Genomic DNA, 23114 nt, shown 5'->3' on the forward strand with positions numbered 1-23114 from the left:
TGTTGAAGGAATCATCACATGTCGAATCAATACATGGGTAAAACAGCTGTAATCTCTGGTGGCGCAGGGGGCATAGGCTTAGCCTTAGCTTCGGAATTTGGTCAACTAGGTATGAACATAGTGATCGGTGACATTGACCAGAAGCAACTGACAGTAGCAGAGTTGCACCTCAAAAATACCGATATTAATGTACTAGCCTGCACCTTAGATGTTACACAAAATCAACAATGACTAGACCTAGTAACAAATGCTAAAGCAACGTTTGGCGATATCCATATGTTAGTCAACAATGCTGGTGTTGGAGGGGTACCTGGCTCAATTGACGAAACTAAACTAGATACATGGAAATGGGTACTAGATGTCAACGTAATGGGTGTAGTCAACGGTACTCAAGCAGTAGTTCCAGCAATAAAAGCCCATGGGAAAGGAGGTTGGATAATCAATGTGGCCTCTATGGCGGGCATGAACGGGGTATCCTACTCTGGCGCTTATGCAGCCTCCAAAGCTGCAGTTATTTCTATGTCTGAAAGTTGGGCCGCAGAACTCAAAAAAGAAAATATTGCGGTATCTGCACTATGTCCTGCATTTGTTAAAACTCGCATCCACGAATCACTTCGTAACCTTCAGCCAGAGTATCAAAACGTAAAAGAGCAAGGCTCCACCAAAGTAAAATCTAAGGGCGGCATGAACCAAGCTGCAGCATTAGTTGAATCAGGAATTCCGGCGCAAATGCTAGCTAAACGAGTAATCGAGGCACTTAACTCAAATCAAAGCTATATATTTACCCACCCAAATTATCGCGACGGGGTAAGTTATCGTTCCCTCCTTCTTGATAAAGCTTTTGCAGATGCTGAAAACAGTGAAATTGTGGGCCTCTTAAAAAATGAAGAAATAGTCATTTTATAAAAAGTCGTTTACTAAAGCCTTTAATTAGTGATTAATGACCTTATTTACTTCTGAAAAACTTTTAATATCATCTCGATTTAGCAATAACATTCTAGCAAATGATAACGCTTGGGTTTCTAAATTGGCTCTAACATTTTCGTCTTCAAATTGCATCAGATCCGCTACTTTAGCTATACCTAAAATACGGCGGATTATTTTACAAGCAGCAAACCCAAGGGTATCCCTAAAAACCTCTTGTAAAAATAAGGTTCTCAACTTCCCGTGACTATCACCTGTAAGATCTTTACCCATAAATGGCTTGTCTGCAGACTCATCATACTCACACCAATACTGAGTAAATTTAGTTTCAAACCCTTCCCAAAGCGCCTCAACCTGTTGTAACAACCATTCACTATATTTTTCAGATTCGGCAGTGCCCTGCCCTAAATGAGAGAAATAACTCAAATACAAATTGGCAACCAAAGCACCTACATCAAAGCCAATGGGGCCTGCAAATGCAAACTCAGCATCAATAACGTAAGTACGCTCTTGATTAAGCATGATAGAGCCCGTATGTAGATCGCCATGGAGTAATGCTTGTTTCGATGTAGTAAACAGATATTTCATCTGCGCTACCTGAGCACGTACTAGGGGATCTTTTTGAATCATATCAATACTTCCCTGAGATAATGCTGGGTTGTAATCATTCATTGCGTGATGTTCAAAGGGATATGTAAAAATAAAATCTTCAGAAATCATACACATATCAGAATTTTCACTTTTAGCGATTAAGGCTTTTTTCTGTGCAGCTGACTGCCCAAAATCACTAGAGAAAAACAAGGTTGCCGCTAGATAACTTGCCATATGATCTGCAAGATTTGCAAAGTAATGACCTTTTATCAATTCATCTCGAAGAATATTGTACCCCTGTAGATTTTCCAATATTAATATCGAAAGCACTTCAGACTGATAATAAATTTTTGGTGCTGTGCTTGGAGATACTTTAGCCTGAAATGATAAAGCTTCTATTTCTGCAGTCATTCTCTGACGAGTTAAAGGCCATTCTTCACCTAGTACTTTTATATAGGGAGGAGATTGTTTACAAAATACAGACTCTTCTGGTTTATCTAAATTACTTACCACAAAGGCATAATTCATATTACCACCGGTAATCTCAGTGACACCTAGATTTTGAAAAGAAGAAAAGTGACTTTGCATTTCTGGTAGTGAAGCTAAAAAGCTCACCAAATTTTCAGCGTTTAATTGAAAGTACATCCAATGAACCTTTTAAAAACATTTAATAGGGAAATAATTTAATAACGCCTACTTAAAAGCCGTTACATCATAATAAATTGAAAGAAAAATCTTAGTAAAACTTTCAAAAAATCACCGGCCTACAACATTAGTAAACTGAACAGATAGCTACATTGTCTCCGACTTTAATGTTGTTAGCAGCAAACCAGCCTTTATTCATTTCCCAAGCGTACAGTACAGCTTCTGAAGAAGTGGTAGACTTTAAGTCTAAAGCTCGCATATTTTTTATGTCAGTTATAGTGCCATCAGAACGAACAAAGGCAATATCTAATGGAATAAGGGTGTCCTTCATCCAAAATCCTGCGACTTTAGCACTATCAAATTTGAATAACATACCGCATGTGTCACACAATACATTTCTATTCATTAAACCTTTGGCTCGTCGCTCAAAGGTATCTGCATATTCCAATTTGTAAGCATTTCCTTTTACTTTAATTTGAACATTCCCAAAAGTAATGGATTCTGCGCTTACATTAGAGCAAGCAAATAAAGTAAAACAAGACATCAAAATTAAAATATTAAAAACACAGCGCATTAGCATTCACATCAATTACAAAGTTAGGTAATAGCCTACAACTTTTTACAAGAACAGCCCAACTCTTTATCACTAGTTTGCCATTCTTGATATTCACCTTGGACACAACGCTGTTGTAAAGTTGTACATTCAAAAGTCGTATATTTGACTTGGGTATCCGCACCATTAGCCACAGCGCTACCTATTACCTGCCTGATATTGTTATTTGTGCAGGCTGCAGTAAAACAAATGATAAGAGTCAGCATTAACGCTACTTTAATAGATTTTTCCATAATGTATTCCCTGCTATTAGTAAAAAACTTAATAGTGAGAATGAGAAAAGGTAAAAAGGTTCAAATTATTGACATTTCAATTAATTGATTCTTGATTAGGATTTATCTTGAACTATTGAAGCAATAAAAAAGGGTCACCTGTAAACAGGTAACCCTATGTTTAAATATTAACTTACTTTATTGAGTAAAGGGTCTATACCATTTTAATTGGAACAGAGTAAGGCGAGGTTAACGCTTCAACTGGTGGAATAAAGTCAGTTAGGTGGATACCTTCAACAGCGCTCTTATACTCTTCAATTGAAGGGAAACGTCCAAGCATGGTAGAAAGTACAACTAGAGGCGTTGAACCAAGTAGAGACTCTCCTTTCTTATCTGATGTATCAGCAACAACACGGCCTTGGAACAAGCGAGTAGACGTTGCGATTACAGTATCACCCGGTTCTGCTTTTTCTTGGTTACCCATACATAAGTTACAACCAGGACGCTCTAAGTACATGATATTTTCATACTTAGTACGTGCAGAAGATTTAGGGTCTGTATCATCAAATTCAAAACCTGAATACTTCTCAAGAATTGCCCAGTCACCCTCAGCTTTAAGCTCATCAACTATGTTGTAAGTTGGTGGCGCAACAACCAATGGCGCTTTAAATTCAATCTTAGTGCCTTGCGCTTCCATGTTACGGAACATTTGCGCGATAATTTGCATATCACCTTTATGAACCATACAGGAACCCACAAAACCTAAGTCGACAGGCTTATCACTGTAGTATGAAACAGGGCGAATAACATCATGGGTATAACGCTTAGATATGTCTTCGTTGTTAACATCAGGATCAGCAATCATTGGCTCAGCAATTTGATCTAAATCAACAACCACTTCCGCATAGTATTTAGCATTATCATCTGGAGTAAGCGCAGGTGTAGTACCAGACTTAACTTCGTCAATACGTTTATCAGCTAAAGAAATTAAACCATGAAGCGTCTTAGCAGGGTTTTCCATACCTTTATCGATCATAATTTGAATTCGGCTTTTCGCTAATTCCAGTGAACCGATCAATGTTTCGTCTTGAGAAATACAGATTGAAGCTTTTGCTTTCATCTCTGCAGTCCAATCAGTGAAAGTAAAAGCTTGGTCAGCTAATAAAGTCCCGATGTGTACTTCGATTACACGGCCTTGGAATACGTTTTCGCCGCCAAACTGCTTAAGCATTTGCGCTTGTGTTGCGTGAACAACATCACGGAAATCCATATGTTTTTTCATATGACCTTTAAAGGTCACTTTCACTGACTCAGGGATTGGCATTGCAGACTCACCCGTTGCCAATGCAATAGCAACCGTTCCAGAGTCAGCACCAAAGGCCACACCTTTAGACATACGAGTATGCGAGTCACCACCGATAATGATAGCGCGGTCATCGACCGTAATGTCATTCAATACTTTATGAATAACATCAGTCATTGCAGGGTAAACACCTTTAGGATCACGTGCTGTGATTAGACCAAACGCGTTCATAAAACTCATTAATTTAGGTGTATTCGCTTTTGCTTTGCTATCCCAAACAGATGCCGTGTGACAACCTGATTGGAATGCACCATCAACTAATGGCGAAATAGTAGAAGCAGCCATTGCCTCTAATTCCTGACATGTCATAGGGCCAGTGGTATCTTGCGAGCCAACAATATTGACTTTAACACGAACGTTTGAGCCTGCGTGCAATGGTGAGTCAGATAACACGCCAACTGCATTACGGTTGAATATTTTCTCAACTGCAGTTAACCCTTGATCTTCATGTGAAATTTCTTTTGAAGCGGCATATACACTTACAGGTTCAACACCTAAAGCTTCAGCAGCAAAAGTTTGCAGCTTCTTACCGAAGGTTACAGCATAAGAACCACCCGCTTTCATGAACTCTACTTTTTGTGGAGTAAAGGCTGATGATATATCAGCAAGCTCTTCGTCACCGTTATATAACTTCTTCGCTTTAGTATCGATAGTTAGTACCGTACCAGTAGCCACTGAGTAGGCTTCTTCTAGTACCGCATCACCATTTTTATCAACAACAGTATTACCGCTTGCATCTACTTTCTTAACCCAGTTTTTAAGGTCAAGACCAATACCACCTGTTACATCAACCGTTGTTAGGAAGATTGGCGCGATACCATTGGTACCCGCAACAATGGGTGCGATATTTATAAAAGGTACATATGGACTTGCTTCTTTACCTGTCAAAAGTGCAACGTTATTCACACCAGACATACGAGATGAACCTACACCCATAGTGCCTTTTTCAGCAATCAGCATGACTTGCATGTCAGTGTGTAGAGCTTGTAATGCTTTTATTTCTGCTTGAGCTTCTGGCGTGCACATACATTGACCATGTAGTTCACGGTCAGCACGAGAGTGAGATTGATGACCTGGCGATAATAAATCCGTTGAGATATCACCTTCACCCGCTATGTAAGTTACCACATTAACTTTTTCAGCAATATCTGGTAACTTAGTAAAGAACTCAGCTTGGGCGTAACTTTCTAAAAGACCTTTAGCAACGCTATTTCCTGCTTTATAAGCTGCTTCAAGACGGGCTGTGTCAGCATCGTACAAAAAGACTTGGGTTTTTAATACATCTGATGCTTGAGTAGCTAATCCAGCGTCGTCACCTAATGCAAGATCAAGTAACACTTCAATTGAAGGGCCACCTTTCATATGGGATAACAATTCAAAAGCAAATTCTGTTGAAATTTCTGCAACAGTCTCGTTACCCAAAATAATTTCTTTTAAAAATTCAGCTTTTTCACCGGCAGCACTAGTTGTGCCTGGCAAGGTGTTATAAATGAAAAAGTTGAGAGAATCTTCTCTATATGCATTTGAAGTATCTTTAATTTGTTCAATAATTTCAGCTAACAAATCAGCACTATCAATGGGTTTAGGCGCTAGCCCTAGGTCTTTTTTACGGCTTTCTATCTCTTCAACGTATTCTAAATATAGGCTCATGCGTCTTACTCTCTCTTCTCTCTAGCTACAAAATGCTAATAACATCATAATTAGCAGGGACAAATGTCGCGGTAGTTTACCTGATTTTTAATACCTTTTTCATAATTTGGTCATATAGGTATTATTGATAGAAATTATATTCTATATCTTTCCATATGTGTGCAATAAATTTGGCCTAGGAAAACTGTGGATTTTTAGGAGAATTTAACGTTGAAAAACTATGGGGAACCAATCTTCTCGAAGGCATTGACCAGTTAACATATTATGCTCTGGAAATGGAGGTGAAGTGGGACCAGGGCGCTGAATGTATCTAGCATCATCACCGACAAACCTTAGAGAAAAAGCACGTCGGCGATGTTTGGTGGTATTACCTCTAGCTCCATGCAATATACCGTAGTTAAATGCTACAGCGTCACCTGGTTCCATCTTCCATTCTTTAATATCCATATTCTGCCTATCAGGATCAGGAACCGGCATATAATTTTTATCTTCAGGATAAAAACTAGCATCAGTAAGCCATCTAGTAGGTAAAACCTGTTTATCCCAAAGGTGACTACCAGCAACACATCGCAAGCTATTACTTCTAACAGGATCCATCGGAGACCAAAAACTTACATTTTGGCAGCCATCTACAAAATAGTAAGGACCATCTTGATGCCAAGGTGTAGCTTTCGTGGTGCCGGGCTCTTTGACTAATACATGGTCGTGGAAAATCTGAACTTGCTGCGATTTCATCAAATCAGCAGCGACTTCAGCTGCGGCAGAGTATCGAATTACTTTTTCAAATTGTGGTATGCGGGACCAATTACAATAATCATCAAAAAAGCGACCAGCTTCCCCTTTGCTAAGATTTTCTGCAGCATAGGGGCCTGGCGTCTGCATATTCAATTCAATGCCTGAACGAATAAGATCCAACTCAGCTTTAAAGAGTCCTTTAATTAAAACCACACCATCTTGTTGAAACGTATCGATATGAGCCTGAGTAATAAGTGGGTGCACTATTTAAAAACCTTCATAAGTCCTGCTGACGCAGTGTTTAATGAGAATCAAAAATAATACTCTTCTATGGGCAAATACTTAGCAAGTATATTTACGCCTAAAGAAGACTAAAACAAGTAATAGTCCAGAAAGATAAAGTGGAAAACTAGCACCTTTGCGAACCGTCTCCTCTTCGTATGCATCACAGTTATCAATAGAGCCACCAGAAATAGGAGTTAGTTTTACTGCTACAACAGTATCCACTAAAGTCTGCGCGCCATATTCATCCAAGATAATTTCACCCTGAATGTTTGTTTCAGGTTTTAAAATTAAAGCTGTTGCTACAATTTCGTTATCATCATTGATGCCATTAGCTTGGACAATATCATAATCAGTATTGCACTCTACAAGAGAGTTAAGCCCTTGAAAAATATCATTTTTATAATCATATAAAAAACCTTCAGTCCTTCGGGTAGTTAGCGTAGCTTCTGATTCACCATAACCCACAACATACCCTTCATTGTTGATTGAAGTCGCAATACTCGAAGAGCCTTCAAAAAAGTCATTTGGATAAATAGTTAAATTATTATCAATATCGTGCACAAAGAATTTTGTCCGGGTGGTGCCATTTACATCTTTAGAGATATTTCCAACCACTAGATTGTCATTGTTAATATCGTATGCGGTACTGGTATAAACGTCTTCATCATAATTGATAGTTGTGACTTCATCGCCAATATAGATAGCAGCGGCCGTTGTTAAAGAGGTCGTATCTTGATAATAGCTAGGAGACGCACCCACCGCCACGCCATTATCATTTATGGCAACAGCAGTACTGGCATAAACTGAACTTGAATCATCAGGCTCCTCTATCAGCATACCCAAAGAATAGGTATCGATTAAATCACCATCTTCGTCAAGCTGCCAAATAATCCCTCGCTGCTGTGCAACTGAAGCAACACCAGCATTAAGACTTATACTCAAGCTCCTTAGACATGAAGACTCTGGAATATCACCTCGCTCAGTTGAATCAGAGCAAGTTTCCTCAGCTGTTGAGTAAGTATCATCAATGAATTCAATGGTACCGTGCCCAACAACCTGATTACTGTTATTTATATCATAAGCTTCACTCAGGCCGCCCGCTGTAGTATTCGGTGGTGCCAGCTCAGTAGTTTTATCATCAACGTGAGCAAAACCTCTTTGGTAAAAATCATTTACCACATAGGTTATATCTTTTGCATATTCTGTAACATATTCTTCGGTATAAAATCCATCATAACTAGTGCCTACCGAGTAACCAAAGTCATTAATGGAGCGAACATGAGTCTTAACACTATTTCTATAGTCGTCAGTATTTGGGTCTACAGTATCAAAGCCACGCAGTATCTCACTGCCATTTTCAGTTGCGACATAACTATTTAAACTAGCAATTTGTTGAAAGGTTTGGCTTTCAACATTCGCTGTTATATAAGAATATAAAAAGGTGTAATCGTCATCGCTAAAATCCCCGCCCCTTACACCATCAAGGTTTTCTAGCCCCAAAATAATTGTCGAAGATTCAAAATCAATCAGAGTGGTATCAATAACTGGGTTATATTGTGTATCTAGGTTTACTGCTGCTTCTCCCACATTATTAATGGCTGCTGGAAAAGAATTGACACCTAGTTCGGCAACTGGCAATTCAACCACTTCATATTGTGCTCCGTAAGCAATTGACATGTACAAACCACAAAGGGGAAATACGGTGGTAATTATTGCTTTTTTCATTAGACATCCTGCTGACTACTATTTTATGTTGTGCGACTGAAATTAAAGTGCAACAAAGCAGAATACCTATGCAATAACACCTAGGTACTCACTCAGCGCCTAAATGCGCTACAAAGTTACAATTAAATAGAGACAACTGGGTAAGGCATGCTGCCACACCTTATCCAGTATTTTGGGGTTTACTTATTCTTCTGCAGTAATTTGATTTACTAACAACATTTTATAACCAGAAGAGGCATAAATATCTTGTTCAAAGATCAGGTATAACTCTTGACTGGACTCATCTAAGACCAGTTCCATGGTATCTAATATAGTATCTGTCCCATCTATAGTAGCGACAGCGTAGATATCATATGTATTGTTTAATAAAGTTAACGAACCTGAATTTTCTTGTAATACAGATAACAGATTGTCGGCAGAGTCAATATTTTCGTCATTTAAAACAAAGTAAAATGTCACTCTGCTGAAGTCATCTGAGTCAGCTAAGTTAACCACTTGAACACCATGGCTATAAATACTAGAGCTACTGCTTTTTGCTAGCGTTAAAGCCTTAATGACGATTTCATAATCATCAACGATCCCATCTTCATTTTCGTCAACCACACCGTCTTCATCGTCATCAATGGCATCTTTTCGGCCATATAAGAAAATGGTGGTGTCACCGTTTTCTTCTAAGCTGAGCAAAGCATCTGCAATATATTCTTCACCGTCTGCAGAGTTGTTTGCATCGAAAGAATAATCACCATTTGCAGTAATTGTCGAAACACTAAATTCACCTTTTGCAAGATTAGCAATTGATACTATGTTTTCATCACCTAATGCTACTTCAATATCAATATCGCCTTGATATTCAGGTAGGTACTCATCGGTAGCAATGGCATTGTAGAAACCAAACTCAGCTTCAGAGTACACATCATTTAACTCAGTGATCCCATTTGTTCCTATGCTATCAATTGTAAAGTCTGACGAACCCACACCAATATTATCGCGGATCACAATGACGTATTGGCTTACAACTGAATAAGATTGGTCAACAGATGTATACAAAACCTCAGTTTCACCGGGCATAGTGATGTAAAAAATATATTGGTCTTGGTCTAATTTAATGTTGTCCGATAATTCTTGAAAATTAACATTACTTAAAAATACGGCTTCATTAAAAGTTTCGTTATCAAGGGATGCGTAAAGGTCAACTGATTGGTATTCATCATGTAAATTTAGCAGGCGAATATTGAATAAATCGTCATCATCATCTTCGTCGTCGTCAATTACTTCAATATCAAAGGTTAAGACATCTGGCTCTGTAATGTTGCCACTGAGGGTGATAAATTTAATATCTTCATTGGTAATTTTAACACTATCTTCATAGATTATTTCTAAATCAGAACGATCACTGCTTTCTTCATCTTGCCACGCCAGTTCGATGTAATAGGTTCCAGTGTCGAGAATGTTATTACCGCTAACCTCAGTGTATTCAATAGCACTGTAAGTCACTTCTATTTCGTCATCATCATCATCATCTAAGTTTTCATCTACGGTTAAGAAAATTTCAGGTGCATTTGGTGACGCATTATAAAATTTTATATAGCCAGTTTTGCTATCACTATCACTTGAACATGACGACAGTACACACATCGCTAAGCATACTCCTACAAATAAACGTAAGGTGTCGACCAAACTCGTTTTAATCCACTTCATTATTTCTCCAGACCTTTATGTTACGTATTCCGATATTTTATGCAGATGGGACTGAGCAAAATAGCTAAAGTTCTGATTTCAAGCGCTCTTACACATTGTTTGCACATTTGAAAACATGAGCCATGATATTCGCTCAAATAGTAAGCATTAAACTTGCGGGTTATAGTTATATCGTCGGGAGGTTCTGTGAATTCTAAGGTAAACGACTAATGATCCTATTAGACAATCATCAAGCTTTAAAGAGGCAAGGCATTAATACTAAAGCTCTTTTCTCAGGGCGGCTCGAGAGGCGTTATCCACCAAACTAAATAGCCTATCAATATCATCTTTACATTTAGTCGGTTTGTGCCCTTTCACTTTAACAAAGTCACAGTTAATGTGAGATGTTAACCAATAAAACCTTTTATATAATTCATGATGCTTTAAGGTTTTTTGATTTCGGTTTTGATAATGTTTTTTCTCTAGTGAAAGACGTCTTTCTGGCAAGTTAATAATATTTTGAGAGTCGGTGAAAATAGTTAAATGAATAGTTGAATCAGTAATAGAGGATAGAAACTCGTCTAAAACAAATAGTAAAACTTGCAACTCCATTTGCGTAGAACTTGTTTGCTCAAAACGTTTTAATTTTATGGCGTTTCTGGCATAAGATAACTCACTGATACCACTGGGTAAAAGAAGATAGGCACCATGGCCTACCTTTGACTTTGGATCAACACTGGCATCAATAAAGAGGTGCAACCTTCTCTAGCCTTGTTTTTTAAGCCAACCAGCGCACCAACCTTCAGCACTAACAAGCTTATTAGGGAAAAATGCACATGGTCTCCATTCACTTCCAGCCTCTCCTTGTAAGTATTGACAGTTTTCACAGTTTTTCCCTTCCAACTGAGAGGTGTGTACATACTGTAATGCTTTAGCCGTAGGATCATCTAGCGCAACCCGATCTTGAGCATTAGCACGCAATACCACCCCACCCAGTGTTACACCAATCAAGGCTGAACCAGATAGTTTGATAAAGTCGCGACGATTAAACTTATTCATATTGGATACTCCGTTAGTCGAAAATAAAAATGATTCTTTTTTACCTTCCTCTTAAAATGCAAAAACTCGCCAGCTTGGCGAGTTTTGGTTTTAACAAGTTAGTTGTTACGTAAAAGCATACTGAAATCGAAAAAAGTTAGATCAATCTAGGTGCTCTTTATTTAAATATATAGATGCATTTTTGAGTTGAGTTCACATCTAACCTAACAAATATTTAAGTATATATAGTAAACTTATTACTATCTAAAAAATAGATTTAGCTATCACTTCCACGAATTATTGAGCGACAGACATAATTATGCAGTTAATTTTTTTTGACCTAGATGGCACCCTACTAAACGATGCTTCTGAAATATCAGAATTTACTAGAGAAACCTTGATCTTATTAGGAGAAAAAGACATAGCTTATACGGTGGCAACAGGCCGTACAATGTTATCAGCACAACGTATTATTGAAGGCCACAATTTCACTCTACCGCATATTTTCAATAATGGGGTAACTATCTGGGATCCCAGTTCTCAGAAAGTCACCTTAGAAAACTTATTAAATAAAGACGAGGTTTCGACTGTTATTGAGGTCGCACTTACCCACGGCATTACCCCTTTTATCAATGTTATTGATAACCGCCATAAGCATTTTATTTTCCATACTCAAACTCGGCATGCAGTCGAAAAAGAACTAATCGAAAAGTACTTTGCGGCTAGTAAGGCAACACTATTGCCTTTAGATACTTTGCCTAAGGCCAGCCAAGTCACCAACATAAGTATGATTGGAGCGTCTGAAGGAATAAAAAAAATGTGGCAGTATTTTAATTCCCATAGCAGCCTAATTGCCTACTCAGGGCCAGCCCTAGAAGGTAACAAATATTGGTGGATGGATGTTCATCATAAAGAAGCGAATAAAGGTAGTGCAGTGACTAATTTGAAAAACAAACTGGGAGTGAGTAAAGTCATTTGTTTTGGAGACGGCGACAATGATCTAAGCATGTTTGCCTTAGCAGACGAATGTTATGCGCCAGAAAATGCCAAACCAGAAGTGAAAGAGTCAGCCCATGCTGTTATCGGTCATAACCATAAAGACGGCATCGCGCACTTTTTAAGAGAGCGCTTTTCTCTATAAGCAACCATAAAAACGTGATATACCGCTATTTGCCAAATTATTTACGCTTTTTACCATTGGGCTTAGCCCGTTTTTTATTTGCAGCTTCATTATGCGGCTGATTATCACTAAATCGAGTTAACCCTTTTTGCGCTCTCGCTGCGTTCGCGGACTTTCCTTTTGCATAAGCTTTATTCACAGAACGTTTAGCTTGTTGTTTTTGGTCTTTGCCACGAAGCTCATGACGACTTTCTGCAGGTACCAAACAATTAGGACTATTTCCAATCAAATGAGCTTTTCCCATTGCGATTAAAGCTTTACGTAGCATGGGCCAATTAGCCTGATCATGATAACGTAAAAATGCACGATGTAATCTGCGATGAATCTCGCCTTTCGGTACTTCAACCACTTCACTCTTATGGTTCACTTTATGTATCGGGTTTTTGTTGGTGTGATACATCGTAGTCGCATTGGCCATGGGTGATGGATAAAAGTTTTGCACCTGATCTAACTTAAAATTGCGTTCTTTAAGCCACAGGGCCAAATTCAACATATCTTCATCTTCTGTACCCGGATGGGCAGAGATAAAGTAAGGGATAAGATATTGATCTTTACCTGCTTCCTTTGTGTATTTATCAAACAACTCTTTAAACCTGTCGTAAGTGCCCATACCTGGCTTCATCATTTTATCTAGTGGCGCTTTCTCGGTATGCTCTGGGGCTATTTTTAAATAACCTCCCACATGGTGAGTCACTAACTCTCTAACATAATTAGGGTCTTCAATAGCCAAATCGTAACGCACACCTGACGCTATTAGTACTTTTTTGACCCCTTCAACATCACGGGCTTTACGGTATAGCTCAACAGTAGGAGTTTGGTCTGTATCCAAGTGGCCGCATATTTCTGGCCAAACACATGATAAACGTCTACATGCCTGTTCAGCCTTAGGACTCTTACAACGCAATTTATACATATTCGCAGTTGGACCACCAAGATCGGAGATAACACCAGTAAAGCCTGGGACTTTGTCGCGAATTTCTTCAATCTCACGAATAATAGACTCTTCAGAGCGACTTTGTATGACCCTACCCTCATGTTCTGTTATCGAACAAAAAGTACAGCCACCAAAACAACCACGCATGATATTAACCGATGTTTTAATCATATCGTAAGCGGGTATTTTAGCTTTACCGTAACTTGGGTGCGGCACGCGGGCATAAGGTAAATCGAAGACTGCATCCATTTCTTCGGTTTCTAATGGATAAGCGGGCGGGTTAATCCACACTATTCTATCGCCATGGCGCTGCACTAAAGCACGGGCACAACCTGGATTAGTTTCTTTATGTAAAATTCGAGACGTATGAGCGTAGTGTGTTTTTTCAGCACGCACAACATCATAGGGGGGTAACAACACATAGGTTTTATCCCAAGGTTTGACCCGTTTTGTTTTTGAAGTAAAAGGCTGCACCACTATAGGCTGGGCTTTTTGTTCAGCGATAGCTGCTTGTTTATCAGCTTCAGAAGATACTGCGCATTTGTCTTCAATGATTTCATATGGACTAATCACTGGGTCTATTTTCCCAATGGTATCTAGATGAGTTGAGTCAACCCCTTGCCAGCCAGGCAATGGCTCTTTTCGAAGTACCGCAGTTCCCCTAATGTCCTGCATTTGCTCGATTGTTTCACCAGCGGCAAAACGGTGGGCCATTTCTAATAAAGGGCGTTCTGCATTTCCAAACATGAGCATGTCGGCTTTGGAGTCAAACAACACACTGCGGCGAACTTTGTCAGACCAATAATCATAGTGAGCTATGCGTCTCAAACTAGCTTCAATGCCGCCAATAACCACTGGTTTTTTGTAAGCTTCTTTACAACGTTGAGTATACACAGTCACGGCCCGATCTGGGCGTTTGCCACCTTCGTTATTCGGAGTATATGCGTCGTCGTGGCGTAATTTACGATCTGCCGTGTAACGATTGATCATCGAATCCATATTTCCTGCAGTCACGCCAAAAAATAAGTTCGGCTCTCCAAGTTGCATAAAATCGTCTTTACTATGCCAATTCGGCTGTGAAATAATACCAACTCTAAACCCTTGAGCTTCTAAGGTACGACCAATGACCGCCATGCCAAAACTTGGATGATCGATATAAGCATCACCGGTCACAATAATAATGTCACAGCTATCCCACCCGAGTTGGTCCATTTCTTTACGTGACATAGGTAAGAATGGAGCACGGTCAAAGCACTCAGCCCAATATTTTGGAAATGAAAACAAACCTCGCTCCGCTTTCATACGGGAGACGGGTTTAGATCGTAGGGCTGGTTGAATGGTCGGCATGGTGCTCTCGTTTAAACAAAAAATAGGCGTACAAAAAAACGGCAGGATTGTATCAGATTAATAATTAAAATACTGAAACAACTCATTAATATAGCTTCAGCAAATGTAATCAACGTTAAATTTGCTGAAGCTAGTCATCATTTTAACAGCTTATTCGTAAACGGCCATACTAAGCGATACCCAAAAAAATACAAAACTAAGCCAAACATAATAAAGACTGTACCCACTAATAAACTGCTAGTAATGACTTCACCGTTAAGCTTACTTCCTAAAAAAATGGCGAGTACTGGTGTCATCAAGGTCACTAAAGACACTGTACTGGCAGATAAGCGTTGCAGTATATAAAAATATGCGACAAACCCTAATAGCGAGCCTGCCACCCCTAAATAAATAATGCTCCAAATAGATTTAGGCTGAATATTTGATATTGGCCAATTCCCATCTAACACCCACCATCCAAGTATAAATATAGGCATACTCACAATTAATGTACCCACTGTAGATGCCAATGGGTGGAGCTGTATCTTTACCTGCTTAACCAGCACAGCACTTAGTGAAAACAAAACAACAGCCATAAATATAAGGACCAAGTCTAACCAATAAATAGATTTAGCCCCCGACTCTCCAGACAGTTTTCCTGCACATACAATAACTAACCCTAAGAAAGACAAGACCAAGGCCCATTTTCTGGAAGTATTGAATTTCTTTTCACCTAAAATTTTCTGTGCGAAAAGACCAGATAAAATAGGAGAAAGTCCAAACACTAGAGAAATAACCCCTGAAGGGATACTTCGAGATGCTATGTAAGTGAAAAGCATGCCCACCGATACACCTAAAGCGGAACAAATATAAAATCGCCGCGCTTGTTTAGTCCATGGTAAATCTATTCTTGCTAGCTTGACAATCGTCCATCCCAACACCAGTGCAATACTCATTCGCAACAGTAGTGCCATACTTGGGCTGACCGATGCTGAACTCCAAACGATCCCAAGTGGGGTAGTAGACCAAATTAGTACTACGGCAATGTAGGCTGCTACTAATTGCATTGTAAATAACTCCTTTACTTCAAAATCAGTGAAGCCAGAGAGAACAACTGTGGAATAACGATAAAAAGAATGTCTATGCCACAGAACTGAAACTCTGTGGCGGAAAGTACTTATTTAATTATTAAGACTTGAGAGTATTATTAACAAACCAGAACATAACCCCTTACCACAGGAAACAGCGAAGCGCACTTTGACGCATCGAATACGCCATAGCACATTGCTATGTTCTGCATGTTTTTTGGGGATGTTCTTAAACACGTTTAATATTTCCAAAGTAAAAAATCAAAAAAGTTAATACATCGTATACGAAAAATCACTTACGATTAAGTGATACTTTGGGGATTGACAAATCAAGTCAACTTCTATTTTCCCATTTATAACGAATAGTGCTATTGAAGTACGTCAACATTACCGGCCATTGAACTTTTTAATTGTTTTTTTATCCTATAAAAAACGATATAAAGATGATGAATGAAAATACTACCGAGAGAATTAGGCGTTATATTAGTGTTGTTATCTAGCTGTAGTAATCACTATACCGTTAACGATGGCGGTCAAAATCAGCAACAATGCAAATCGTTACGCTCCAGCTGTACTTTGGGTATGTATGATGAGTGGGAGCAAGCTAATGGAGAGGCAAGCTGCAGCTGCCACCGCAACCAATCCTCCCATACTTTAAATTAATATCAGCCCGTAAGAGCAGAAATAAAACAGCTAACTGAAACGTTAGCCTTTTCCTTTAAAGGCTATTTTGAGAACCATTCTCCCCCGATTGCAGTGCCTTTTTAACCGTTTCAGTAGAAGGGTATCCGTCAGCTATTAGCCCGGCAGAAACTTGAAAACCACGGATCCCTTTACGAGTAGCAGGGCCTAAAATACCATCAGCTTTACCCACTTCGAAACCCAACTCATTGAGTTTTTCTTGAAATTTCTGTAGCTCTAGGAGTGTATATTTAGGTAAATCTGGCAATGGTTTCGATAACGTCTCTTTACCAGCAATACGGTCAGCTAAGTGCCCAACCGCAATACCGTAATACTCTGAGTTGTTCCAGCGTAAGATCACATCAAAATTTGAATAAACCAAAAATGCTGAGCCTGTGTATCCAGCGGGGATCAGCAGTGCAGACTTAATATCACTATTACCAAGGCTTTGCCCCGACACTTGGGTAACCTGTTGATCATTCCAAAAAGACAGCGACTTAGGGTGGGATTTACCTGCTAGTTGATAATTAAACTCCTCTGGTAACTGTACTTCTCTCCCCCATCTAAAACCTGCTTTCCATCCTAAATTTTTTAAAAAATTTGCGGCTGATGCCAAAGCGTCTTGTTCACTATTCCATAAGTCAATTTTACCATCTCCGTCACCATCTCTAGAATATTTAAGGTAGGCAGAAGGCATAAATTGGGTATGCCCCATGGCACCAGCCCAAGAGCCAACCATCTGCTCAGGCTCAAGATTTTCTCGTTCTAGCAACAACAAGGCTTTTACAAGCTCACTGGAAAAGTAATTACTGCGCCTCTGGTCACAAGCTAAAGTGGTGAGTGCTCGTAATGTAGGAATCTTTCCTTTGTAATTACCAAAGTTTGTTTCTAGCCCCCAAAATGCCATTAAGTAATGGGCTGGAACACCGTACTCTTGAGTTAACTTTGCCAGAAACTCTCTGTGCTCGGCAAACTTCTCTCGCCCTTTGTCAATACGCCAATTAGTGACCCGCTTAGAAAAATAACCAGTGAATGTCTGTACAAACTCAGGCTGATTACGATCGTACTCTAACAGCCTTGGCATTAACTCAATTTTTGCCAATACATTATTAGTTGTCGCTTGCGATACTCCACCAGCTAGAGCTCGCTGCTGCAGCCTATCAATACATTGAGGGAAGGTTTCGTGTGCTGCCGTGACCTCTTGAGCTGAACTAAACAAACTCACCATGCTTAAACTAACCGCTGACAAAATACCTTTATATGATGAAAAAGAAACCAATCTAAAAATTCCTAAAAAAGTGTAAACCCAATGCTAACTGACTTAATAAAATTTGATATCAAAATTTATTAAGTGAATGTTTCAATCCATAAATCGTTAGCCATAATATTATCGGTACAGCTGATATGATCTAGCCAAGTTTTACCAATTAAATGATCAAATTCATGTAAAAAAATACGAGCAATAAACCCTTCAAGCTTAATATGCTGTGTTTTGCCTTGTCTGTCATCATAACTCACTTCGACCCAATCAGGTCGTTCAATACGCCCCCGTAATCCTGGTACAGATAAACATCCTTCCCACTCCCATACTTGCTTCGCACTGCTAGCTAAAATTTGGGGGTTAATTAAAAACATGGGCTGCATATCCGGTGCATCTGGATACCTAAGGTTAGCCCTTGAGGCAATAATCATAATAGCTCTTGGGTCAAACACTTGCGGTGCAGCTATGCCAATTCCTTCGGCACTTAGCATGGTAGCTAACAGCGAATCGCAAAAATGATTGAAGTTATCCGTTACAAATTCATCCTTAGCCACACTGCGAGCAGGAGCTTTCAATATGTCTTCACCTACTTGAGCTATTTTCATTGCTTCATTCTCATAAAATTCTATGGACTTCTCACATGATACTTCAGTTCATTAACTGTAACTGAGCAAATTCACGATATAATTCATTGCGTTCCATTAAGTCCTCATGGGTGCCTATTGCTACAATTATCCCTTTGTCCATAACAATAATTCGATCTGAATTAATGACAGTTGCTAATCGATGAGCAATCACAATTGATGTTCTATTTTCCATTAATACATCAAGAGCCAACTTAACTTGTTGTTCGTTTGCAGCATCTAATGAACTAGTGGCTTCATCTAATAATAATATTGGGCGATCGGCCAAAATTGCTCTAGCGATAGCAATCCTTTGTTTCTGGCCACCAGACAACCGCACACCTCGCTCACCTAAGTTAGTTTTATATCCATTTGGCAACGCTTCTATAAAATTGTGAGCTCGCGCCGCTTTGGCAGCAGATTGAATTTCTGACAACGGCGCATTAGGTCGACCATAACAGATGTTATCGGCCACACTACTAGCAAAAATCACAGATTCCTGGGGCACTAATGCATACTGTTGCCGCAAACTAGATACGTCTAAGGCTGTTATGTCACTACCGTCTATGGTAATTCCACCAGAGGTCGCATCGTAAAAGCGTAGCAGTAGTTGAAACAGAGTTGATTTACCCGCACCACTTGGGCCCACCAGTGCAACCCGCTCTCCAGGTTTGATGTGTAGAGTGATATCACTGAGGACCAGATTTTCAGCACTCTGAGGGTATGAAAACCCTACATGATTCAATTTAATATCGCCGCGTACTTTAGTAGATATAGCAACTGCTTGCGCTGGTGATGCAATAGATGTTTGGGTATGCAATAGCTCCATTAAGCGCTCACTTGCCCCTGCTGCTTTTTGAATTTCTCCAATCACTTCGCTGATTGTTGCCACAGCTCCACCAGCCATTACAGCATAAAACATAAACGCTGTGAGCTCGCCTGCCGTTAAATCACCACTCAAAACACTCTGAGCTCCAATCCAAGCTACAACAACAATTGCCGATACGCTAATAGCCATGATGCACGCCACCAGCAAGGCTCGATATTTAATACGAAAGTGAGCGGCTTGCATCACACTTTCTATACGGTTTTGAAACAACTCTGTATCTATCATTTCGTGTGAATAGGCCTGAACGGTATGAATTTCATGTAGCGTTTCATCAACATAGGCGCCCACATCAGCGACTCTATCTTGGCTAGTCTTAGAATATAAACGCACTTTCGCCCCTAAGACTCGTATTGGAAGTAATACCAAGGGTACCGCTAACAAAACATACAAGGTCAACATTGGGCTAGAAAACAACATTAAACTTAAAGCACCAATAAACGTTATGGCACTGCGTAGCCCCATAGATAGCCCCATTCCCACAACAGACTGCAACAATGTGGTATCGGCAGTGAAACGGGAGATCACTTCCCCTGTACGTGTCGTGGCAAAAAAGTCAGGGGCAAGAGTAAGTAAATGACTATAAACTTGCTGCCTTATATCAGCACTGACTCTCTCTCCTAACCATATCATCCAATAAAACCTAAAATATGCGGCCACACTGCCAATTAAGGCAATACCCAACACCATCAGCATGTAGCGAGTAATATTGTCAGCGCTATTCGCTATAAAGCCATCATCAACCACAGCTTTCACACCTTGTCCCAGCAATAACCAACAAGCAGCAGCGATAATTAATGCAATAATGGCAATGGCCACTTTTGAACGGTAAGGCTTTAGTTGACCAAACAGCCAACTCATTAGGGTAGAGGTTTTTACCTGTTGCAAATTTTGACTCGCTTTTTCTAAAATAATGACGGAAATATCTAAACTCAAAAATATAAATATGTAGGATTTTTGAGTAGAATGTCTAGACTACACCGAAATTTTATTGAGTCAGAGGTTTAATTCATTTCATGCTAAGCAAAATTATTCTAGTCACATTATGCTTAACATTTTTTTACAAAACGACAGCAGCCTTTGCAGTAGATTTAAATATCGTTACTGAACTTTCACCTCCTCATCAGTTATGGCAAAACAATCAAGTTAGCGGGTCCTCAACTGACAAAGTTAAAGCATTCATAAATAAAACTGGATTAACCGTTAACTACGATATTTACCCCTGGGCCAGAGCATATAATAAATCGATCAAAGAGCCAGACACCCTAATTTATTCAATAGCGAGAACGCCTGAAAGAGTCGATTTGTTTCATTGGTTAATACCAGTAGTTGAATATAAATTTGGCTTTGTAGCTTTGAGCAGCAATAAACCAATGGACCTCTCTACAATAGAAAAAATATCTGAATATATTATTGCAGTTCAACGCAATGACTTTGCCCATGATTGGATGCTAAGCCAAGGCCTTGAAGAAGGTAAACATTTTATGATTTGTGCAGATATTGATTGTTCATGGAACTTATTACTAAATAAGAACATTGACCTAATAATAGATAGCCGACAATTCATAGATGATATGTTAGTGCGGTTCAACAAGCCTGAAGATTATGTTTATTTAGTGAAAGACTTGCCAGAGTTGAGTACTACAGGGTACTTAGCGGCAGGTAAAAACATCGCACCAGCTAAGTTAGCTAAATTGCGGGCTGTAGCAAAGCTAATGGCTCAAGGGCAATAATAAAACATCAGTTAATCATCAAAAGTGCTGTTTTAGTCTGATGTTGCATATAGGCATTAATTTTTACATGTTCTGCTGCCCATCCTAATAAAAACCGATGAAAGTCAGCCCAAGCTAGTGAGTACAAACTACGCCACTGAGCTTCCACTTCATTACCATCAAGAGCAATATTATAACGCACAAACGCTTTTTTTAGTTCTTTAAAATATAATGACAAAATTTCGCTTTCATATTCAAATATAGCAGCAGCGCTTAAACAACCCCCTAGAAAATAGGCTAAATCTTTGACCCCCACCCCATGTCCCACATATTGAAAATCAACGGCAGCTACATTTTCAACAGACTCATCATCAGGAAAGCAAAAATTCGCTAATTTAGCGTCTCCATGGACTAATGTCTGAAAGCTTGATTGGTTTAACACACTATCTATTTTTTGCGCTTTATCTTTTAGCTCTCCCACTTGCATTTTTTCAAACTCATCATTGCGGGTGGCTAAGTGCCAATAACTGCCAACTGGCCACAATCCTTCGGCGTTGGTTTGCATAAAGCGGGCGTGAAAGTGGGCTAACCATTTTACGCCTTTAGCCACATCTTTAAGGCCCACTAGAGATTTTCTAACGGAAAACTTAGCTGCATCTAAGTCTTCTAAAACCATTACCTGATTTTCTTCAACATCCATGGTTGTGACTAAATTAGGAACTCTACAAAATTGATCACATTGGGCTTGATAGTGACGATAAAAACAAGACTCTACCTCATAAGACATTAACTTACGGTTGTGACTAGCGTTTGTATTCCAACCTCTAGGATGGTCTAACTGTGTAGGTGGGCAAATGCTTTTCACAATAAATGAATTACCCGCTTTAGGGCTGAAATATCGAGCGATTTCACCATAACCACTCCACAAAGCTTGTACTGTTTCTGTTTTAATTAGCCCTTTATCAGCTAACTGGAGTTGCAGTTTTTCTAAAAGTAATGCGCTGGTTGTCATTTAGTGTTCAAAAAAAATATTAGGTAGGGCTATCCTAATATTAAAAAAACTAAAAATAAAAAAAAGCCATCTATTTTGATGGCTTAATTGAGCAGAAAGAGGGGTTCGCTAACGTTTAGTTTCTTCTTGGGGGCTTATGACTAGTAAATTCTTCTTCAGTAATTTGACCATCGCCATCGGCATCAATATGCCCAAAAATAGTAGCGTGTTCATTGTTTGGCACATCGCTTTGCTCAAACTCTGCAAATGTCACGACACCATCACCGTCCAAATCAAGAGAAGAAAAGCTTGGACGCTCACCTCGTTGCATATCTCTGCTACCTCGCTCTTGAGCAACCGCGCTAAAAGTCAAAGCAAGTGCCACTGAAGCGATAAATAATTTAGAAAATGTAGATTTAAATGAATGCATATTAACACCTGTATCTTTGTTAAGTTCAGGAGTAGTTTACAATATTCTTATTAAGATAGTGTGCAACAAACCCGCAAAAAATGTGCAACGAATGTGCATTGAATTGATAGCGCTGAAGTGACTCTTCAGCGCAGATATTAAAAGCGTTATTTAGGTTAAATCCATCTCTTGAATAATTTCGTGAGCGATTTCTGGTGTGGTGCAACTCGGCTTAGCGTGTAGATCGCTTTTCAATTGACCTTTTCGATGTTTAAGGGCGGCATCTAATTTCTTACTAGCCTGCGATATAGCAGGGTACATCACATCACCTTTACCTTTTACTGCGATGCTTGACCCTTCATACTTAGTAGAAATCTCTGCACTATACTCGCCGTGCTCTTTAGTCACAATGATATCTAACGCGATCAGGGTGGGAAAATGGCTGGCTACTTTTGAAAGTTTTTGATTGATGCTTTCTTTAACCGCTTCTGTGATATCGCAATGATGACCTGAAACATTTATTTTCATAGATTTTCCTCTTTGCTTTGATTACATTTTGATTGTC

At 39.3% G+C, this 23114-nt stretch carries 20 protein-coding genes and 1 pseudogene; 4 read left to right on the top strand and 17 right to left on the bottom strand.

Translation table 11 applies throughout. The features are described from left to right. Positions 1 to 18 precede the first annotated feature (18 nt). Positions 19 to 906: pseudogene (locus tag ABJD71_RS09275) on the top strand (SDR family NAD(P)-dependent oxidoreductase). Between the two features lie 24 nt (positions 907 to 930). Here ABJD71_RS09275 and mtnK read toward each other — a convergent pair. The 9 genes from mtnK to ABJD71_RS09320 all read right to left on the bottom strand — a co-directional run bounded on the left by mtnK (position 931) and on the right by ABJD71_RS09320 (position 11479). Continuing rightward, the gene (gene mtnK, locus ABJD71_RS09280) at positions 931 to 2160 is read right to left on the bottom strand and encodes an S-methyl-5-thioribose kinase (protein ID WP_348167858.1); all 1230 of its coding nucleotides are present in this window, start codon (positions 2158 to 2160) and stop codon (positions 931 to 933) included. Positions 2161 to 2287: 127 nt separating this feature from the next. Beyond that, positions 2288 to 2734 carry a DUF192 domain-containing protein gene (locus ABJD71_RS09285; RefSeq protein WP_348167861.1) on the bottom strand — a complete coding sequence of 149 codons (447 nt, stop codon included), beginning with the start codon at positions 2732 to 2734 and terminating at the stop codon, positions 2288 to 2290. Positions 2735 to 2769: 35 nt separating this feature from the next. Continuing rightward, positions 2770 to 3006: a hypothetical protein gene (locus ABJD71_RS09290; RefSeq protein ID WP_348167864.1), complete on the bottom strand. Its 237-nt coding sequence runs from the start codon at positions 3004 to 3006 to the stop codon at positions 2770 to 2772. Positions 3007 to 3199: 193 nt separating this feature from the next. Continuing rightward, positions 3200 to 5998 carry a bifunctional aconitate hydratase 2/2-methylisocitrate dehydratase gene (locus ABJD71_RS09295; RefSeq protein WP_348167867.1) on the bottom strand — a complete coding sequence of 933 codons (2799 nt, stop codon included), beginning with the start codon at positions 5996 to 5998 and terminating at the stop codon, positions 3200 to 3202. Positions 5999 to 6202: 204 nt separating this feature from the next. Beyond that, on the bottom strand, positions 6203 to 6997 hold the full coding sequence (locus ABJD71_RS09300; RefSeq protein WP_348167870.1) for a phytanoyl-CoA dioxygenase family protein: 795 nt from the start codon (positions 6995 to 6997) through the stop codon (positions 6203 to 6205). A gap of 78 nt (positions 6998 to 7075) precedes the next feature. Further along, entirely contained in the window at positions 7076 to 8743 is a 1668-nt protein-coding gene (locus ABJD71_RS09305; RefSeq protein WP_348167873.1) for a DUF3466 family protein, read from the bottom strand. A 183-nt stretch (positions 8744 to 8926) separates the two neighbouring features. Then, positions 8927 to 10441, bottom strand: coding sequence for a hypothetical protein (locus tag ABJD71_RS09310; protein WP_348167876.1), 1515 nt, complete (start codon positions 10439 to 10441; stop codon positions 8927 to 8929). Between the two features lie 258 nt (positions 10442 to 10699). After that, on the bottom strand, positions 10700 to 11179 hold the full coding sequence (locus tag ABJD71_RS09315) for an RNase H family protein (protein ID WP_348167878.1): 480 nt from the start codon (positions 11177 to 11179) through the stop codon (positions 10700 to 10702). A gap of 6 nt (positions 11180 to 11185) precedes the next feature. After that, positions 11186 to 11479, bottom strand: coding sequence for a high-potential iron-sulfur protein (locus tag ABJD71_RS09320; RefSeq protein WP_348167880.1), 294 nt, complete (start codon positions 11477 to 11479; stop codon positions 11186 to 11188). Positions 11480 to 11777: 298 nt separating this feature from the next. On the opposite strand from ABJD71_RS09320, the gene ABJD71_RS09325 reads away from it, so the two are divergent. Further along, positions 11778 to 12599, top strand: coding sequence for a Cof-type HAD-IIB family hydrolase (locus ABJD71_RS09325; protein ID WP_348167883.1), 822 nt, complete (start codon positions 11778 to 11780; stop codon positions 12597 to 12599). 37 nt (positions 12600 to 12636) lie between these two features. On the opposite strand, the gene ABJD71_RS09330 is transcribed toward ABJD71_RS09325, so the two are convergent. Then, positions 12637 to 14919, bottom strand: coding sequence for a YgiQ family radical SAM protein (locus ABJD71_RS09330; RefSeq protein WP_348167885.1), 2283 nt, complete (start codon positions 14917 to 14919; stop codon positions 12637 to 12639). Positions 14920 to 15056: 137 nt separating this feature from the next. Next, on the bottom strand, positions 15057 to 15965 hold the full coding sequence (locus ABJD71_RS09335) for an EamA family transporter (protein ID WP_348167888.1): 909 nt from the start codon (positions 15963 to 15965) through the stop codon (positions 15057 to 15059). 471 nt (positions 15966 to 16436) lie between these two features. Between ABJD71_RS09335 and ABJD71_RS09340 the strand changes: the two genes are divergently transcribed. Then, entirely contained in the window at positions 16437 to 16649 is a 213-nt protein-coding gene (locus tag ABJD71_RS09340) for a hypothetical protein (RefSeq protein WP_348167891.1), read from the top strand. Between the two features lie 55 nt (positions 16650 to 16704). On the opposite strand, the gene ABJD71_RS09345 is transcribed toward ABJD71_RS09340, so the two are convergent. The 3 genes from ABJD71_RS09345 to ABJD71_RS09355 form a co-directional block, all read right to left on the bottom strand. After that, complete coding sequence (locus ABJD71_RS09345) at positions 16705 to 17946, bottom strand: lytic murein transglycosylase (protein ID WP_348167894.1); 1242 nt, start codon at positions 17944 to 17946, stop codon at positions 16705 to 16707. A gap of 68 nt (positions 17947 to 18014) precedes the next feature. Then, positions 18015 to 18533, bottom strand: a complete 519-nt coding sequence (def, locus tag ABJD71_RS09350) for a peptide deformylase (protein ID WP_348167897.1) — start codon at positions 18531 to 18533, stop codon at positions 18015 to 18017. A 43-nt stretch (positions 18534 to 18576) separates the two neighbouring features. Further along, entirely contained in the window at positions 18577 to 20325 is a 1749-nt protein-coding gene (locus tag ABJD71_RS09355; RefSeq protein WP_348167900.1) for an ABC transporter transmembrane domain-containing protein, read from the bottom strand. Between the two features lie 128 nt (positions 20326 to 20453). Between ABJD71_RS09355 and ABJD71_RS09360 the strand changes: the two genes are divergently transcribed. Next, a complete protein-coding gene (locus ABJD71_RS09360; protein WP_348167903.1) occupies positions 20454 to 21170 on the top strand; it encodes a transporter substrate-binding domain-containing protein in 717 nt (238 codons plus the stop codon). A gap of 7 nt (positions 21171 to 21177) precedes the next feature. Here the strand turns inward: ABJD71_RS09360 and ABJD71_RS09365 are convergent, their stop codons facing one another. The 3 genes from ABJD71_RS09365 to raiA form a co-directional block, all read right to left on the bottom strand. Further along, positions 21178 to 22161, bottom strand: coding sequence for an oxidoreductase family protein (locus tag ABJD71_RS09365; RefSeq protein WP_348167906.1), 984 nt, complete (start codon positions 22159 to 22161; stop codon positions 21178 to 21180). 115 nt (positions 22162 to 22276) lie between these two features. Beyond that, a complete protein-coding gene (locus tag ABJD71_RS09370) occupies positions 22277 to 22570 on the bottom strand; it encodes an EF-hand domain-containing protein (protein WP_348142132.1) in 294 nt (97 codons plus the stop codon). Between the two features lie 150 nt (positions 22571 to 22720). Beyond that, the gene (raiA, locus tag ABJD71_RS09375) at positions 22721 to 23077 is read right to left on the bottom strand and encodes a ribosome-associated translation inhibitor RaiA (RefSeq protein WP_289029292.1); all 357 of its coding nucleotides are present in this window, start codon (positions 23075 to 23077) and stop codon (positions 22721 to 22723) included. Positions 23078 to 23114: the final 37 nt, after the last annotated feature.

The organism is Paraglaciecola sp. (assembly GCF_039943935.1).
Taxonomy (GTDB): domain Bacteria; phylum Pseudomonadota; class Gammaproteobacteria; order Enterobacterales; family Alteromonadaceae; genus Paraglaciecola.